This is a genomic window from Brevundimonas sp. SL130, assembly GCF_026625805.1.
Taxonomy (GTDB): domain Bacteria; phylum Pseudomonadota; class Alphaproteobacteria; order Caulobacterales; family Caulobacteraceae; genus Brevundimonas.
On sequence record NZ_CP113064.1, the window covers coordinates 2,129,373 to 2,145,082 of the forward strand.

The 15,710-nt window shown below is 67.1% G+C and carries 16 protein-coding genes; 4 read left to right on the plus strand and 12 right to left on the minus strand.

Features of this window, described 5'->3' with window-relative positions:
- Window positions 1–7 precede the first annotated feature (7 nt).
- Window positions 8–874 (minus strand): 50S ribosomal protein L11 methyltransferase, encoded by an 867-nt coding sequence (locus OU998_RS10445; RefSeq protein WP_267513381.1) that lies wholly within the window; start codon window positions 872–874, stop codon window positions 8–10.
- A 187-nt stretch (window positions 875–1,061) separates the two neighbouring features.
- Between OU998_RS10445 and OU998_RS10450 the strand changes: the two genes are divergently transcribed.
- Window positions 1,062–1,580, plus strand: coding sequence for a hypothetical protein (locus OU998_RS10450; RefSeq protein WP_267513382.1), 519 nt, complete (start codon window positions 1,062–1,064; stop codon window positions 1,578–1,580).
- Window positions 1,581–1,659: 79 nt separating this feature from the next.
- Here the strand turns inward: OU998_RS10450 and OU998_RS10455 are convergent, their stop codons facing one another.
- The 3 genes from OU998_RS10455 to OU998_RS10465 are packed head-to-tail and all read right to left on the minus strand — an operon-like array spanning window position 1,660 to window position 7,296.
- The gene (locus tag OU998_RS10455; protein WP_267513383.1) at window positions 1,660–5,025 is read right to left on the minus strand and encodes an error-prone DNA polymerase; all 3,366 of its coding nucleotides are present in this window, start codon (window positions 5,023–5,025) and stop codon (window positions 1,660–1,662) included.
- Window positions 5,022–6,587: a Y-family DNA polymerase gene (locus OU998_RS10460; protein WP_267513384.1), complete on the minus strand. Its 1,566-nt coding sequence runs from the start codon at window positions 6,585–6,587 to the stop codon at window positions 5,022–5,024. The genes OU998_RS10455 and OU998_RS10460 overlap by 4 nt, the downstream gene beginning before the upstream one ends.
- Window positions 6,478–7,296 carry an ImuA family protein gene (locus OU998_RS10465; protein WP_267513386.1) on the minus strand — a complete coding sequence of 273 codons (819 nt, stop codon included), beginning with the start codon at window positions 7,294–7,296 and terminating at the stop codon, window positions 6,478–6,480. Before OU998_RS10465 ends, OU998_RS10460 begins: the two co-directional genes overlap by 110 nt.
- 252 nt (window positions 7,297–7,548) lie before the next feature.
- On the opposite strand from OU998_RS10465, the gene OU998_RS10470 reads away from it, so the two are divergent.
- From OU998_RS10470 to OU998_RS10480, 3 genes are all read left to right on the plus strand, one after another.
- A complete protein-coding gene (locus tag OU998_RS10470; protein WP_267513387.1) occupies window positions 7,549–9,222 on the plus strand; it encodes a DEAD/DEAH box helicase in 1,674 nt (557 codons plus the stop codon).
- Between the two features lie 80 nt (window positions 9,223–9,302).
- On the plus strand, window positions 9,303–10,352 hold the full coding sequence (locus tag OU998_RS10475) for a GGDEF domain-containing protein (protein ID WP_267513389.1): 1,050 nt from the start codon (window positions 9,303–9,305) through the stop codon (window positions 10,350–10,352).
- 38 nt (window positions 10,353–10,390) lie between these two features.
- Window positions 10,391–11,140, plus strand: a complete 750-nt coding sequence (locus tag OU998_RS10480) for a lysophospholipid acyltransferase family protein (RefSeq protein WP_267513391.1) — start codon at window positions 10,391–10,393, stop codon at window positions 11,138–11,140.
- Here OU998_RS10480 and OU998_RS10485 read toward each other — a convergent pair.
- The 8 genes from OU998_RS10485 to OU998_RS17090 form a co-directional block, all read right to left on the minus strand.
- The gene (locus tag OU998_RS10485) at window positions 11,137–11,523 is read right to left on the minus strand and encodes a HesB/IscA family protein (protein ID WP_267513392.1); all 387 of its coding nucleotides are present in this window, start codon (window positions 11,521–11,523) and stop codon (window positions 11,137–11,139) included. The two genes, OU998_RS10480 and OU998_RS10485, sit on opposite strands and share 4 nt — an antisense overlap.
- A 13-nt stretch (window positions 11,524–11,536) precedes the next feature.
- The gene (locus tag OU998_RS10490; protein ID WP_267513394.1) at window positions 11,537–11,926 is read right to left on the minus strand and encodes an SUF system Fe-S cluster assembly protein; all 390 of its coding nucleotides are present in this window, start codon (window positions 11,924–11,926) and stop codon (window positions 11,537–11,539) included.
- Between the two features lie 4 nt (window positions 11,927–11,930).
- Window positions 11,931–13,127: an aminotransferase class V-fold PLP-dependent enzyme gene (locus OU998_RS10495; protein ID WP_267516771.1), complete on the minus strand. Its 1,197-nt coding sequence runs from the start codon at window positions 13,125–13,127 to the stop codon at window positions 11,931–11,933.
- A 77-nt stretch (window positions 13,128–13,204) separates the two neighbouring features.
- Window positions 13,205–14,227 (minus strand): Fe-S cluster assembly protein SufD, encoded by a 1,023-nt coding sequence (sufD, locus tag OU998_RS10500; RefSeq protein ID WP_267513395.1) that lies wholly within the window; start codon window positions 14,225–14,227, stop codon window positions 13,205–13,207.
- Window positions 14,224–14,985 carry a Fe-S cluster assembly ATPase SufC gene (gene sufC / locus OU998_RS10505; protein WP_267513397.1) on the minus strand — a complete coding sequence of 254 codons (762 nt, stop codon included), beginning with the start codon at window positions 14,983–14,985 and terminating at the stop codon, window positions 14,224–14,226. Before sufC ends, sufD begins: the two co-directional genes overlap by 4 nt.
- Before the next feature lie 6 nt (window positions 14,986–14,991).
- Window positions 14,992–15,294 (minus strand): type II toxin-antitoxin system RelE/ParE family toxin, encoded by a 303-nt coding sequence (locus OU998_RS10510; protein WP_267513398.1) that lies wholly within the window; start codon window positions 15,292–15,294, stop codon window positions 14,992–14,994.
- The gene (locus OU998_RS10515) at window positions 15,291–15,551 is read right to left on the minus strand and encodes a hypothetical protein (protein WP_267513400.1); all 261 of its coding nucleotides are present in this window, start codon (window positions 15,549–15,551) and stop codon (window positions 15,291–15,293) included. Before OU998_RS10515 ends, OU998_RS10510 begins: the two co-directional genes overlap by 4 nt.
- Window positions 15,551–15,709, minus strand: coding sequence for a hypothetical protein (locus OU998_RS17090; protein ID WP_420709727.1), 159 nt, complete (start codon window positions 15,707–15,709; stop codon window positions 15,551–15,553). Before OU998_RS17090 ends, OU998_RS10515 begins: the two co-directional genes overlap by 1 nt.
- Between the last annotated feature and the right edge of the window lies 1 nt (window position 15,710).

Consider the following 15,710-nt stretch of genomic DNA (forward strand, 5'->3'; position numbering starts at 1 on the left):
TCGGTCCTCAGCCCATCCGCCGCAACACCAGGGCGCTCCAGGCGTCATGGTGGATGCGCTTCTCCAGCCGGAAGCCGCGCGAGGTATAGGCCGCCGTCACCCGGCGCTCCTGGGTCCGCAACAGGCCCGACAGGATGGCGACCCCGCCCAGGCTCAGCGCCATCTTGATGTCCTGCGACAGGACCACCAGCGGCGGGGCCAGGATATTGGCGAAGACCAGGTCATAGGGGCCGTGCTTGCGCACCCGCTGATCGTTCAGGCCCGAGGCGTGGACGAAACTGGCGTGGGCCTGGTTCAGGGCGGCGTTCTCATTGGCGATCCGCACCGAGGGGGCGTCGATGTCGGTGCCGACCGCGATCCGGCTGCCGGTCCGCGCCGCCGCGATGGCCAGGACGCCCGTGCCGCAGCCGACGTCCAGCACCCGCTCGAACCGCTCGCGCTTCAACAGGTCGTCGAAGGCTTCCAGACAGCCGACCGTCGTGCCGTGGTGGCCGGTGCCGAAGGCGGCGCCGGCGTCGATCTTCAGATTGACGGCGTTGGGCGGAACCCGCCCCTCGTCATGGGCCCCATAGACGAAGAAGCGCCCGGCCCGCACCGGCGGCAGGCCCGACAGGGACATGGCCAGCCAGTCGGCGTCGGCCAGCTTCTCGACCGTGACGGTGACCGGATAGTCGGCCAGGGTCGCCTTCAGTCCCTCGACCTCATCGGCCGTGGTCGGGAAGGCGTCGATGCGCCAGATGTTGCGATCCTCGTCCTCCTCCAGGATGGAATAGGTCGCGCCCTCCAGCGTGGGATCGGCGTCGATGGCGGCGGCGGCGGCCTCTGCGTTTTCGCGCGGACCCCGTGCGATTATCTGAACTGCGGACTCGGACATTTTTCAAACACCGCTAAGATGACGAATCATTGCGATCCGGCGCATCGTCTTCCCGACGCCGCCGGGCTTTTTAACTAACCAAGGGGTCGGGGAATACATGGCCAAGTCACCGTCTACGTCTAAACCTGCGTCGCCGAAGCCGGCGACCGCCGCTTCCAAGCCTAAAGCTGCGCCGAAGTCGAGCGCTGTGAAGCCTGTCGCCGAGAAAACAGCGGCGCCCAAGGCGACCAAGACCGCCGCTGCAAAGCCTGCGCCCAAGACCACGGCGGCCAAGCCCGCCGCGAAAGCCGCGGCCCCGAAGGTCGCTGCGCCCAAGGCTGCAGTCGCCAAGACCGCCGCACCGAAGACCGCCGCGCCCAAGGCGGCCGCCAAGCCCAAGGCCGCGCCTGCCGCCAAGGCTGCGCCGGTGAAGGCCGCCGCTCCGAAGGCCGCGCCGGCCAAGCCGTCCAAGCCCGTCGCTGCAAAGCCCGCGGCCAAGACCACGGCCGCCAAGCCGGCCGCTAAGGCCGCAGCGCCCAAGGCGGCTCCCGCCGTCGTCGCGGCGCCGACGCCCGCTCCGGCCGCAGCGCCCGTCGCCGCTGCTCCGGCGCCCAAGCCCGTCGAAGCCCCCAAGCCGGCCGCCAAGCCCGCTCCCGCCCCTGCTCCCAAGGTCGAAGAAAAGAGCTTCTTCGCCAAACTGGGCGACATGATCTTCGGCAAGCGCTGAGTTCGGATCGCAGTCGAGACTGAAGGTCGCCGGACGGTTCACCCCGTCCGGCGATTTTCGTTTCAGGCCGACGCGCGGCTCAATGAAAGTCGCGCGACCCCGGCAGAATACGGACGTCGCGCGGATGCCGGCCGGTCGAACTGCGCGGCGCTGGCGGGTATTTCACCTCATCCGCCCGGGACAGCTCAGCCGCCAGATCATGGTCCTCGGACAGCCGCCCCAGCTCGGACGACCGGTCGATCACCCGCCGCGCCATGACGTGCAGCACGCCCTCGACACTCTTCTCGACCGTGCCCTCCACCTCCATCAGCCGCGCGGCCATGACCTCGCGCCGGAAGGTCTCGAACAGCCGCGCCCACAGCAGGATGTTCACCACCCCCGTCTCGTCCTCCAGGGTCACGAAGATGGCGTTGCCCGTGCCCGGCCTCTGGCGCACCAGCACCACCCCCGCCGTCTTCACCAAGGCCCCGTGCCTCTTGGCCTCGACCGCCTCGGCGCTCAGCACCCGCTCGGCGTCGAACATCGGCCGCAGGATCTGCATCGGATGTCCCTTCAGCGACAGGCGCGTCGTCTGATAATCGGTGGCGATATGCTCCTTCAGCGGCATCAGCGGCAGGTTCGCCGCCGCCTCGACGCCCAGCTCCCTGGCCCGCGCCGCCTGGAATAGCGGCAAGGGCTCGTCATCCGGCAACCGCCTGACCGCCCACAACCCCTCTCGCCGATCCAGCCCCAGAGAGCGGAAGGCGTCCGCATCCGCCAGCTTGCGCATCGCCGCCGCCGCCAGCCCCGTCCGCCGCGCCATCTCCTCGACATCGGTGAAGGGGGCGTCGCGCGCTTCGACCAGCTTCGAGGCCCAACCTTCCTTGAACCCGTCGATCTGGCGCATCCCCAGTCGCAAGGCCGGGTACCGCCGGCCCCGCGCCGTCGGCTCCAGACTATTGTCCCAGAGGCTGTGGTTCACGTCGGTCGCCCGCACCTCGACCTTCTGCGGGCTCTCCTGCGCATCCCGCACCAACTGGGCCGGGGCGTAAAATCCCATCGGCTGGCTGTTCAGCAGCGCACAGGCGAACACCGCCGGATGATGGCATTTGATCCAGGACGAGATGTAGACCAGCCTGGCGAACGACACCGCATGGCTCTCGGGAAAGCCGTAGGAGCCGAAGCCCTTGATCTGTTCGTAGCAACGCTCGGCGAAGACCGCATCATAACCTCGCGCCTTCATGCCCTCGACCATGAGCTGGCCATAGTGGCTCAGGTTCCCGTCGCCTCTGAAGGTCCCCATGGCCTTGCGCATGCCGTTCGCCTGCCTGTCGTCAAACCGCGCCGCGACCATGGCGATCTTCATCGCCTGTTCCTGAAACAGCGGCACGCCCAAGGTCGCCTTCAGCACGTCCTTCAGCTCATCGGGGTGCCCGAACTCTGAACCGGGAGAAGGATAGTCGACGGCTTCCAGACCCTGCCGCCGTCGCAGATAGGGATGGACCATATTGCCCTGAATCGGCCCGGGACGAACGATCGCCACCTGAATGGCCAGATCATAGAACCGCTTCGGCTTCAGCCTCGGCAGCATGTTGATCTGCGCCCGGCTCTCCACCTGGAAGACCCCGATGGAGCGCCCCTGTTGCAGCATTTCGTAGGTCGCCTCGTCGGCGTCGGGGACCGTATCCAAGCTGAGATTCAGCGCCCCATGCTCAAGCAGCAGGTCGAACGCCTTTCGGATACAGGTCAGCATCCCCAGAGCCAGCACATCGACCTTCATCAGCCGCAGCGCATCGATGTCGTCCTTGTCCCATTCGATGAAGGTCCGGTCCGGCATGGCCGCATTGCCGATGGGGACCAGTTCGTCCAACCGGTCCTGGGTCAGGACGAAGCCCCCGACGTGCTGCGACAGATGTCGGGGAAACTCCAGCAGCCGCCGGGTCATGGCGACGGCGCGGATCACGGTCGGATTGCCGACCTCAAGCCCGGCCTGTTCCAGATGTCGGTCGGGAATGTCGGATCCGAAACTGCCCCACTGGCTTCCCGCCAGGCGCGCCGTCACATCCTCGGTCAGCCCCATGACTTTTCCGACCTCGCGGATGGCGCTGCGCGGACGATAACGGATCACGGTGGCGGCGATGCCGGCCCGATGGCGACCATAACGCTCATAGATATGCTGGATGACCTCCTCGCGCCGCTCGTGCTCGAAATCGACATCGATGTCGGGCGGCTCCTTTCGATCCGACGAGAGGAAGCGTTCGAACAGCACGTCGTGCACGCTCGGATCCACCGAGGTGATCCCCAGAACATAGCAGACAGCCGAATTCGCCGCTGAACCCCGCCCCTGACACAGGATGCGCTGGTCGTTCGCAAATCTGACGATGTCGTGGATCGTCAAAAAATAATGGGCCAGATTTTCCTTGGCGATGAAGTTCAGCTCTTTCGTCAGAAGGTCTCGCACCTTGCCCGGCACGCCCAGCGGATATTTCCGCTCCTCATAGGTCGCCACCAGTTCGGCCAACCGATCCTGCGCCGTCATGCCGGGCGGCACCGGCTCTTCGGGATAACTGTAGCTCAGGTCCCCCAGATCGAACGCCACGCGCGCCAGAACCTCCTGCGTCTCGGCCACTGCGTCCGGCGCATCGGTGAACAGGCGGCTCATTTCGGCGGGCGGCTTCAGGTGGCGTTCCGCGTTCTGGTCCAGTCGGCGGCCGGCGTTCTCCAGCGTCACCCCCTCGCGAATACAGCTGACGACGTCCTGCAGGTCGCGCTGGTCGGCGTCGTGATAGAGGACGTCATTGACCGCCAGCAAGGAGACGCCCGTCGTCCCGGCCAAGACCTTCAGCCGCGCCAGTCGACGGCGATCATCGCCCCTCCGGCCCATGACGGCGCCCAGCCAGACCGCCCCCGGCGCAGCCTCGTTCGCCTGACGCAACAAGGCCTCCAGCCCTTCCAGCCGGCGGGGCGGCATGACGATCAGCAGCAGCCCCTCGGGCGCGCGCAGCAGGTCGTTCAGCCCGATCTCGCATTGCCCCTTCCTGGCCCGCCTATTGCCCAGGGTCAGCAGGCGGCACAGACAGCCCCAGCCCTGCCGGTCCTCGGGATAGGCCAGAATGTCCGGCGTCCCGTCGTTGAACCGCAGCCGCGCCCCCAGGATCAGCTTGAAGGCCTGGGCCCGCGCCTTGATCGCCTCCGGGTCGAGATCGACCGGAAACGAATCCTCCACCAGCACCGTCTCGCCCGGTCCGCCGCCATGCCGCACCCGATCCGGCGGCGACCAGCCCTCCTCCCGCAAGGTCTTCAGCGCGCTCCACGCCCGCACCACCCCAGCCAGAGTATTGCGGTCCGCCAGCCCCAGGCCGGTATGCCCGCGCAGAATGGCGCTCAACACCAGATGTTTCGGATGCGACGCCCCCTCCAGAAAGGAGAAGTTGCTGCGCGCCGCCAGCTCGGCATAGGCGGTCATGCGAAGACCCCGTGCACGAACCAGCGCGGCGCCGGCTCCTCGCCGTAGAAGCCGGAACGGAACAGCCAGAAGCGCCGCCCCTCCTGGTCCTCGACGCGGTAATAGTCGCGCGTCGGCTCCAACGGCCCCCGCAAGCTGCGCCACCATTCGGGTGCGATGCGTTCGGGGCCTTCGACACGAACCAGGCGATGATCGACCCGCCGCCAGATGAAGCGGTTCGGCGGATGGTCGGGCACTTCCGCCGTGGCGAGGACCGGTTGGGGCGGATCGAACATCTGCAAAGGACGCAGCGGCGGGTCGGCGGGGTCCGGTTCGGGCCAGGCGGCGATCTCGCCCACCGGAAGGGCCGCAGGCGTCAGACGCACGGCGCGTTCGGGCCTGTGCGACTCTATCGGTTCGAACCGGCTGACCGCCTCCGGTCCCAGCCGCGCCGTCAGCCGATCGACCAGCCGCCCTAGGTCTTCCGCCCCCGGCGGGGTGGCGTCAAAGCCGCGCTGGCGCGACGCCAGACGGTCGGCGACCGGCACGGACAGGCGCAGCTGATCGAATCCGAACCCCGGGTCGAGCGGTCGCGCCAGACTGGCCAGCCGTTCGCGAAACAGCCGCAGCACGGCCGCCGCATCGCGACTGGGCCGGCCCGTCCGTACGGTGATGTGGCGCACCTCCCCGTCCAGGCGGAAAAACCCGGCCTGAAAGGCGCGGCCGCCCTGACCGCGCAGGTCCAGCCGGTCCATGGCCTCGCCCAGCAGGTCGCCGATGACCGCCTCGACATCGGTCGTCTCGGTGATCGGTTCGACCAGGATGCGGTCGACCGAAATCAGCGGGATCGGCCTTTCGGGCCGGATACGAGCATCCTCGCGACCCAGCACACGGTTCAACCGCGTCGCCGCCGCCGCACCGAACCGGGCGGCGATCGGAGCGGTGGGGCGGTCGGCCAGATGCGCCAGGGTCTTCAACCCCGCTCGGGACAGGGCCTGTGTCTCCTTGTCCGACAGCTCCAGGGCCGCGACCGGCAGGCGCCGCAAAGCCTGGCTCTGGTCCTCGCCCTGATAGATCCCGTCCCGCCCGAACCGGGCCAGGGCGCGCGCCGCTTCTGGCGTGCCGGCCATGGCCAGACGCACCGCCAGCCCGACACCCTGCGCCCGCGCCGCGACCGCCTGGACCAGCCCCTCTTCGCCTCCGAACAGATGCGCGCACCCCGTCACATCCAGCGCCAGCCCGTCCGCACCGTCGGTCGCCGCCATCGGGGTGAAGCGGCCGAAATCCAGCAGCACCCGTTTCAGCAGGGCCGCGTCCGCCTCAGGCCGATGCGCGACCACCCGGATGTCCGGCGCCCGCGCCCGCGCATCGGCCAAGGTCATCCCCGGCGACAGCCCCAGGGCCAAGGCCGACCCGTCTGCGGCCGCCAGGCGCAGCGCCCCCTTCAGCTTTTCGACCAGGACAGTGGCCGGCTTAGCCGTAGCGTCGGACCGCCCCTCTTCCCGCCGTAACCGATCCGTCGGCAGCAGGGGAAACCAGACCGCCAGGTAGCGCCGGTCGTTCCGACTGTTGATCTCCAGCATTCCGTCCGCCTTCCTGGAAGACTCCGCGCTCACGATCCCACTCCATGATCCAGCTCCTCGGCTGAGCGCCCAGCCGATGCCGCAACAGTTCGACCGCATAGGTCGGATGGCCGGGGGCGTCCGCCTCCAGCGCCCGTGACAAGGCCCCGCTGACCCGCCACCGGGTCTCGGCCGCGCTAGGCTGGGGCTGGGCCGCCAGCCGCATCAGGACCGCCGTCGCCCGCCCCTGGCTCGCCGCCATCGACAGCCGACGCGTCGCAGTCAAACTCAGAACCCTACTCTCTCCCCAGGCCGTCAGCAGCACCGCCCCCACGGCCCCGCAGGACAGGGCCTCCTCGCCCGCCGCCAACAGGTCCTTCATCTCCTTGACCCGCACCAGAACCAGCCGTCCGGGATCCAGCCCCAGCTCACGCAGGCCCGGCCCGTAAATCCGCCCTGTCTCCAGCCCCGCCATCGCCTGGACGCCCCAGACCACGGGCCGCTCGCCGGCCGCCCGGCGCACCAGCCCCAGGGCGAACCCCAGGGCCGCCGTCGCATCCGGGGTGGTCGCGGCATAGACCTCGTGCAGGCCATGGGTCGCCAGCCCGCCCAGATGCCGGTCCGCCGCCTCCAGCCCCAGGTCGAAGCGCGCGTCATCGACCGGATGGCCATCGGCCTCCAGCGCTTTCAGATGCTCGCGCAGGGCTTCGATCTTAGGGCTCGAACCCAAAACAGTTCTCCTTTTGTTCTAACATATGCCTCCTCCACGCCCGGACGAGTCAAGCAGAGTCCCAGCTTGGCCATGGGAATTTATTCCGCGACGGCCGGTCCAACGAAATATCGAGAATACTTGACTTTGACGCAGGGACTTCTATATCGCCCCCAGCCTCGGGACAGGTCTGCGATCCGCGCCGCCCGCTCGCCCAAAGAGGGGCGGTTCCGTTGCTGCTATGCACGCAGACGCTTTCCACCCCAAGGATTCATGACCGAATTTTCCCAACTGGGCCTTTCGCCCACGACACTTCAGGCCGTCGCCGACACCGGCTACACGACCGCCACTCCGATTCAGGAACAGGCCATCCCGGTCGCCCTCGCCGGACGCGACGTCCTGGGCATCGCCCAGACCGGCACCGGCAAGACGGCCGCCTTCACCCTGCCCCTCGTCGAACGCCTGGCCTCGGGCCGGGCCCGCGCCCGCATGCCGCGCGCCATCGTCCTGGCCCCGACCCGCGAACTGGCCGACCAGGTCGCCGAAAGCTTCGCCAAATACGCCAAGGGCACCAAGCTGAGCTGGGTGCTGCTGATCGGCGGCGTCTCCATGGGCGACCAGGTGGCGGCGCTGAACAAGGGCGTGGACGTCCTGATCGCCACCCCGGGCCGCCTGCTCGACCTGTTCGAACGCGGCAAGATGCTGCTGACCGGCGTCGAGATCATGGTCGTCGATGAAGCCGACCGCATGCTCGACATGGGCTTCATCCCGGACATCGAGCGCATCTTCAAACTGACGCCGCCGCGTCGCCAGACCCTGTTCTTCTCGGCCACCATGCCGCCCGAGATCACCCGCCTGACGACCGCCTTCCTCAAGGATCCGACCCGGATCGAGGCCTCGCGTCCGGCGATGACCGCCGACACCATCACCCAGTATATCGTCCGCATCCCGACCTCGGATCCCAAGGCCAAGCGCGTCGCCTTGCGCGCCCTGGTCGGTCGTGAGGACGTGCGCAACGGCATCGTCTTCTGCAATCGCAAATCCGAAGTCGACATCGTCGCAAAGTCGCTGAAGACCCACGGCTTCGACGCCGCGCCGATCCACGGCGACCTGGACCAGTCGCACCGGATGAAGACCCTGGCGGACTTCCGGTCGGGCGCGCTGAAGATCCTGGTGGCCTCCGATGTCGCCGCGCGCGGCCTGGACATCCCGGACGTCAGCCACGTCTTCAACTACGACGTCTCGCACCACGCCGACGACTATGTCCACCGCATCGGCCGCACCGGTCGAGCGGGCAAGCTGGGCCAGGCCTTCATGATCGTCACCCCGGCCGACGACAAGTCGCTGGATAAGGTGCTGAAGCTGATCAAGATGGACCCGAAAGAATTGGTCCTCGACGACATCGACTTCGCCGCAATCAAGGACGGGGCGCGAGACGACAAGCGCGCGCCGCGTTCGAACGAGTCCCGCTCGAGCGGTCGTGGCCGTTCCCGCGCCGCCGAGCCGACCCAGGCGCCCGTCGCCGTCTCGGCGGCCGCCGCGGTCGAAGCCGAGGCCGTCGAGGCGACGACCCGGTCACGCAGCCGCCGCAAGGCCAAGCCCGAGGTTTCCGCCCAGGCCGTGATCGAAACCGAGATCGCGCCCTTCGCTGAAAAGCCCGTCGCTGAACAGCCGGTTGCTGAAAAGCCCGCCGGCCGCGGCCGCAACCGCACCAAGCCCGCGCCCCGTCCGGAGCCGTTACAGGACTCTAAGATCGAGGCCCAGACCGCGGACGTCACCGCGCCCGTCGAGGAAACCCGCGCCGCCCGCACCGACCGCGAGCCCCATCTGCGTCAGTCGGATCGTCGCGGCGAGCGTCGTCCGGAAGAACGCGAACGCTCGGGCGTAAAGGGCTTCGGCGACGACATCCCGGCCTTCCTTCGCCGTCCCGTCGTCATTCGCGCCTAAACCCCCGCGCGTTTACTCGCTATTACGGATAGGCCTGTAGGTTCTCCCCGAACTCCAGAACGGAGTTTTGGGAGAGACGAATGACGGCGCAGATCGAAATGGCGGTTCGGGGACCGGAAGCCTATTCTCTTGCGCGGGACGTCATCTCCGACATGGAGAAGGTCGGCGTCTGGCCGACCCCGCTGAATTTCGAGCTTTGGCTTCATTACCTCGGTGATCCCGAGGCTCCGCTGGGCCGTGAGATCAAGCGCCTGCTGTCCGAATCGGTCGTCATCAACGACGAGACTGCGGAGCTGCTGGCCGCGGAATTCCTGCCGCGCAGCCGTCTGTCTGAAGATATCCGCGACGCCGGCGCCGTGCTGGATCGTGAACTGGCCAATGTCGCCGGCGCCATCGCCAAGGCCCACAAGACCCAGGCCGACTATGGCGAAACCCTGGTGGCCGCGTCCCAGACCATGGAGGCGGCCGAAGACGGCGCGCCCCTGAAGACCTTGGTCGGCGGTCTAACCGTCGCCACCAAACGGGTTCGGCGCGAAACCGCCATTCTCGAGAAACGCCTGGAAAGCTCCAACAAGGAAGTCGCCCGGCTGCGCGAACACCTGGAACAGGTCCGCCGCGACGCCATGACCGACGCCCTGACCAATCTGGCCAACCGCAAGGCCTTCGACGAGCGGCTTGAACGGGTCTGCGACGGCGACGCCCATGCGCCCCTGACCCTGGCGATCCTCGACATCGATCACTTCAAGCGCTTCAACGACACCTGGGGCCACCAGACCGGCGACCAGGTCCTGCGCTACGTCTCCACGATCCTATCGCGCGTCTGTAGCGGCAATCGCTTCGTCGCCCGTTTCGGCGGCGAAGAGTTCGCGATCATCTTCCCCGGCGAGAAGGCCGGCGCCGTAAACATGGCGCTGGAGACCATCTTGGAAGAGGTTTCGTCGCGCTCACTGCGCCGCCGCTCGACCAACGACGACCTCGGCGCCGTCACCCTGTCCGCAGGCTTCGCCGAACATGTGTCCGGCGAGACCGCCTCCAGCCTGCTGGAACGCGCCGACGCGGCCCTTTACGCATCCAAGCACGCAGGTCGCAATCGGGTCACCAGCGCGATTGCGCTCGAGAACGCCGCCTAAACGCCTGACACGGTCGAGCTTTCTGCCATAGTCGGCCGATGCGCAGCTTCACCTTCAATATCGCCTACTGGATCCTTTCGATCGGCTACGGCCTGACGGCGGCTTTCGCCGCCCTCGCGCCTGGACGCGGTCCGACCAGCCGGGTGATCCGCGCCTATGTCAGGCGCATGGTCCAGGCCATGGCTGTCTTCGCCGGCATCCGACTGGACGTGCGCGGCAAGGACCGCCTGCCCGACGGCGCCTTCATCATCGCTTCAAAGCATCAGAGCTGGGGCGACGGCTTCGCCACCTACGATCAGTTCGACGACCTGGCCTTCGTCACCGGCGACCATCTGGAGAAGTTTCCGCTGCTGGGCGGGGTGCTGAAAAAACTGGGCGCCATCGTGGTCAACAGCTGCGGCGGCCACGAAGCCCGACAGGCCCTGGCCACCCGCGCCGCCGAGGCCAAGGCGGAGAACCGCAAGATCCTGATCTATCCCGAAGGCCATCTGGCCGCGGTCGGGCAGAAATACCGCTACCGCTCCGGCGTCTGGCACATGTACCGCGACTTCGACATGCCGGTCGTGCCCCTGGCCACCAACCTCGGCCTGTTCTGGCCCGAGGAGAAGTACGAGAAACACCCGGGCACGGCCACGCTGGAGTTCCTGGAGCCCATCCCCGTAGGCCTGCCCAAGGACGAGTTTCTGGCGCGGCTCGAAGCCGTGGTCGAGACCCGCACGGCCGAGCTGATCGCCGAGGCCACGGGACAGCCGATCACCCCGGCCGTTCTGGTGGATGCGCCTGTTTAACCCGCCGCCGGCACGATGGTGACGCTCTCGCCGCAGCCGCAGGCGTCGGTCTGGTTCGGATTGTTGAACACGAACTTGGACGCAAGCCGGGTCGTCTCGTAGTCGATTTCGGTGCCGATCAGGAACAGCACGGCCTTGGGCTCGATCAGGATAGTGACGCCCTTGTCCTCGACCACCTCGTCCATCGGGCCGATCGCGTCGGCATAGGCGAAGGTGTACTCCTGCCCGGCGCAACCGCCGTTCTTCACACCGATCCTTAGACCGATGTGGTCGTTCTCGGCATTGTCCAGGATCTCGCGCACGCGTTCGGCGGCGGCGTCTGTCAGGGTCACGGCCTTGGGACGCGGGCGGCGGGGACGGGATGTGGCCTGGAGTTCGGTCATTTGAATATCCCCGTCAGAACATGTTGAGCGCGAGCTTGGCCTCGTCGCTCATCTTCGAGGAATCCCAAGGCGGGTCGAACACCAGATTGGCCTTGGCGCTGCGCACCCCCTCGACCTTCTCGACCGCCGTCTCGACCCAGCCCGGCATCTCGCCGGCGACGGGGCATCCGGGGGCCGTCAGGGTCATGTCCACCACCACGTCGCGGTCGTCTGACACATCAACCCGGTAGATCAGGCCCAGTTCATAGATATCGACGGGGATTTCCGGATCATAGACCGACTTCAGGGCCTCGATCAGGTTCTCGGTCAGGGTGTCCAGCTCGGCCTGCGACAGGGCGCTCTTCTGGGGTTCGTCCCAGGCGTCCGTGAAGGCGTCGCTGTCTTGAATGGTGTCGTCTGTCATCAGCTTACACGAAGAAGTTCCGCGCCTTGATCAGCGCGTCCACGAAGGCGTCGGCATCCTCCACGGTGTTATATAGGGCGAAGGAGGCGCGGGTGCTCGACGTCACCCCCATTCTTTTCGACAACGGCTCGGCGCAGTGCAGTCCGGCCCGCACGGCCACGCCGTAACGGTCCATGATCTGGGCGACGTCATGGGCGTGGGCGCCCTCGACGGCGAAGGTCAGGATCGCGCCCTTCCCTTCCGCCTGCCCCAGGATCCGCAGCCAGTTCTGACCCTGAAGGCGATCAATGGCGTGCTGGTAAAGGGCATGCTCATGCGCCTGAACCGCCGCCCGGTCGTATTGCGCCAGCCATTCCAGCGCCACGCCCAGGCCGATGGCCTCCAGGATCGGCGGCGTCCCCGCCTCGAACCGATGCGGCGGCTTGGCGTAGGTCACGCGGTCCTGTTCGACCGTCTCGATCATCTCGCCCCCGCCCTGATAGGGCGGCAGAGCCTCCAGCGCCTCGGCCTTGCCATACAGGACGCCGATGCCGGTCGGGGCGAACAGCTTGTGGCCGGTCAGGACATAGAAGTCGCAACCGATGGCCTGCACGTCCGGCGTCGCATGGACCGCGCCCTGGCACCCGTCGATCAGCACCTGAGCACCGGCCGCATGCGCCAGTCGCGTGATCTCGGCCACCGGATTGATGGTGCCGAGCACGTTCGACATATGGGTGACCGCGACCATGCGCGTCTTCGGCGACAGCAGGTCCGCGTAAGCCGCCATGTCCAGCGACCCGTCGTCCAGCACCGGGATCCATTTGAGCACCGCCCCGCGTCGCTCGCGCAGCAGGTGCCAGGGCACTATGTTGGAATGGTGCTCCATCTCCGAGACGATGATCTCATCACCCGGCTGGATGGACAGGCCCAGCCCGTTGGCCACCAGGTTGATCGCCTCGGTGCCGCCCTTGGTCCAGACGACCTGTTCGGGGCTTTCGGCGTTCAGGAAGCGGGCGACGATCTCCCGCGCCTTCTCGAACGCCTCGGTCGCCTCGTTCGACAGGGTGTGCAGGCCGCGGTGGACGTTGGCGTAGCCGCCCTCCATCGTCGCTGTCAGGGCGTCGATCACCGCGCGCGGCTTCTGCGCCGAGGCCGCATTGTCCAGATAGACCAGCGGCTTGCCGTTCACCGACCGCGACAGGATCGGGAACTGCGCTCGCACGGCATAGGGATCAAATCCTCCCCCCTTGGGGGAGGTGGCGCGGCGCTCTTGCGCCGCGACGGAGGGGGCAAGATCAGTCACAACCGAGCCGTCAGCCATTCTCGCGCCACCTCTCTCGCGCCCTCATGTTCGATCCGGTCGATGACCTCGATCAGGAAGGCCTGGGTCAGCAGGGCGCGGGCTTCCTCGGCCGGAATGCCGCGCTGCTCCATGTAGAACAGGGCGCTCTCGTCCAGCGTCCCCACCGTATTGCCATGCGCGCACTGCACGTCGTCGGCATAGATGATCAGTTCCGGCTTGGCGTCGATCTCGGCCCGTTCGCTGGCGATCAGGGCGTGGTGCCCCATCCGCGCGTCCGTGCCGTCGGCCCCGCGCTCGACCACGATCTTGCCCTGAAAGACGCCGCGCGCCGTATCGCGGGCCACGCCCTTGATCAGTTGCGAGGTCGCGCCGTCGTGCTCAACGTGGCGAACCACGCTGGTCAGGTCCGCGTGGCGCGATCCGTTCAGCAGATACAGCCCGTCGGCCTGGACCTGCGCGCCTTGGGCATGGTGGCTGATCAGCGTCTCGATCCGTTGCAGCTTGGCCCCGGTCGTGACGATGGTCTGGCGATAGACGCCTCCGGCCTCGACCTTCACATGGGCTTCGGCGATGGAAATCGCGTCTTCCGGCTCCTCGACCAGGACGACGCGCGTCACCTCAGCCCCGGCCGCCACGTCCAGCTCCAGCGTATTATGAGCGACATAGGCCGAGCCGGCGCCCTCATGCGTCTCCAGCAATAACAGTTTGGCGCCCGCCCGCGCCGCCACCCGCGCGCTCGCCGTGTGGCCCGTGCCGACGGCGTCAGAGATGTAGCGCAGCCGCAGCGTCTGCTCGCCCGAGGCGATGAAGTCGGTCACGCCCACCGGTCGCCCATTGGCGAAGACGATGGCGTCTCCACCCAGGGCGTAAAACGGCCCCGGCGCGCCCACAGCCGCCGTGCCCGACAGCGCGGGCGCCTCACGCAGATGACGCTTCAGGTCGCTGTATTTCCACGCCTCATCTCGCCGCGACGGGAATGTGGCGGCGTCGGTCAGGTCGATGGCGAAGGCCGCGCTCACGCCGCGCCCTCAAGCACCGGCGGCAGGTATTTGTCATACCCCTCCGCCTCCAGCTGCAACGCCAGCTCCGGCCCGCCCGAGGCCACGATCCGGCCGCCGGCCAACACATGGACCCGGTCCGGTTTGATATAGTCCAGCAGCCGCTGATAGTGGGTGATGACCAGCATGGCTCGGTCCGGGCGGCGCAGGGCGTTCACCCCCTCCGACACGATCCGCAAGGCGTCGATGTCCAGGCCGGAATCGGTCTCGTCGAGGATCAGCAGCGACGGCTCCAGCAGGGCCATCTGCAGGATCTCCATCCGTTTCTTCTCGCCGCCGGAGAAGCCGACGTTCAGCGGCCGTTTCAGCATGTCGAAGTCCATCTTCAGCGCCTTGGACGCCTCGCGGACCAGCTTCAGGAAGGCCGGCGCCGCCACCTCCTCCTCGCCCCGCGCACGCTTCTGGGCGTTCAGCGCCGTCCGCACAAAGGTCAGGGCCGGCACGCCGGGGATTTCAATCGGATACTGGAAGGACAGGAAGACGCCCTTGGCCGCGCGTTCGGCCGGGTCCAGCGCCAGCAGGTCCTCGCCCGCCCATTCGACCGCGCCCTCGGTCGCCTCATAGCCCGGCCGGCCCGACAGGGCGTAACCCAGCGTCGACTTCCCGGCCCCGTTCGGCCCCATGATGGCGTGCACCTCGCCGGCCGGAACGTCGAGCGTCAGCCCCTTGAGGATCGGCTTTTCGCCGACGGAGACGTGGAGGTTGGAAATGGAGAGCATGTTCAATCAGTCGTTCGGAGTGGGATGAACGGCGCTCAAATCCTGTCGAGCGTCGTAGAAAGCGATGATGCGAATGCCGTCCGGGCGTTCGCGATAGACGATGATCTTCTTCCAGTCGGCTGCGCTCCATTCGAGAAGCCCAGGCCAGCGGGACAGATGACCTTGATGAGGATACTCGGCCAGACGCCAGAGCGTGGCTTTGATCTCCGTTTCCGCCTTGTCCGCAATTGCATGACCGTGCGCGTCAAGATGATCGAGGAAATCGGAGAAGGCCGTCAGCGCGGGCTCAGACCATTCGAAATCCTTCACCGCGTACGACGCGCCGCAAGCCGGGCCTCCGCCTCCGCGTTTGAAATGATCCGCCCCTCGCGCTCCGCGGCCAGTCCCGCCTCGATCTGCGCGATCTGATCCGCCGATAACGGCGAGCCACGGTGAACCTCTTTGTCCATGATGAAACCTTCGGCAGCCGAGGCGATAAATTCGCCGACCGGCATCCCGATCTCGGCCGCCGCACGCTTCAAGCGATCAGCAGTGTCTTCACGGAAAGGAACGGCAATCGTTTCCATCAGAATGTCCTCGACAATCGGATCAGACCCGATTTCTCGATAATACCACGACCCAGCCCCTTGATGGCGTGCACCACGGCCGCCGGGACGGCGAGCGTTAGACCCTTCAGAATCGGTTTTTCGCCGCCGGAGTCGTGGAGGTTGGAGATGTGGAGCATA

Coding starts and splice junctions, on each gene's coding strand:
- OU998_RS10445 (WP_267513381.1), bottom strand. CDS start 874: ATGTCCGAGTCCGCAGTTCAGATAATCGCACGGGGTCCGCGCGAAAAC.
- OU998_RS10455 (WP_267513383.1), bottom strand. CDS start 5,025: ATGACCGCCTATGCCGAGCTGGCGGCGCGCAGCAACTTCTCCTTTCTG.
- OU998_RS10460 (WP_267513384.1), bottom strand. CDS start 6,587: ATGCTGGAGATCAACAGTCGGAACGACCGGCGCTACCTGGCGGTCTGG.
- OU998_RS10470 (WP_267513387.1), top strand. CDS start 7,549: ATGACCGAATTTTCCCAACTGGGCCTTTCGCCCACGACACTTCAGGCC.
- OU998_RS10475 (WP_267513389.1), top strand. CDS start 9,303: ATGACGGCGCAGATCGAAATGGCGGTTCGGGGACCGGAAGCCTATTCT.
- OU998_RS10480 (WP_267513391.1), top strand. CDS start 10,391: ATGCGCAGCTTCACCTTCAATATCGCCTACTGGATCCTTTCGATCGGC.
- OU998_RS10485 (WP_267513392.1), bottom strand. CDS start 11,523: ATGACCGAACTCCAGGCCACATCCCGTCCCCGCCGCCCGCGTCCCAAG.
- OU998_RS10490 (WP_267513394.1), bottom strand. CDS start 11,926: ATGACAGACGACACCATTCAAGACAGCGACGCCTTCACGGACGCCTGG.
- sufC (WP_267513397.1), bottom strand. CDS start 14,985: ATGCTCTCCATTTCCAACCTCCACGTCTCCGTCGGCGAAAAGCCGATC.
- OU998_RS10515 (WP_267513400.1), bottom strand. CDS start 15,551: ATGGAAACGATTGCCGTTCCTTTCCGTGAAGACACTGCTGATCGCTTG.
- OU998_RS17090 (WP_420709727.1), bottom strand. CDS start 15,709: ATGCTCCACATCTCCAACCTCCACGACTCCGGCGGCGAAAAACCGATT.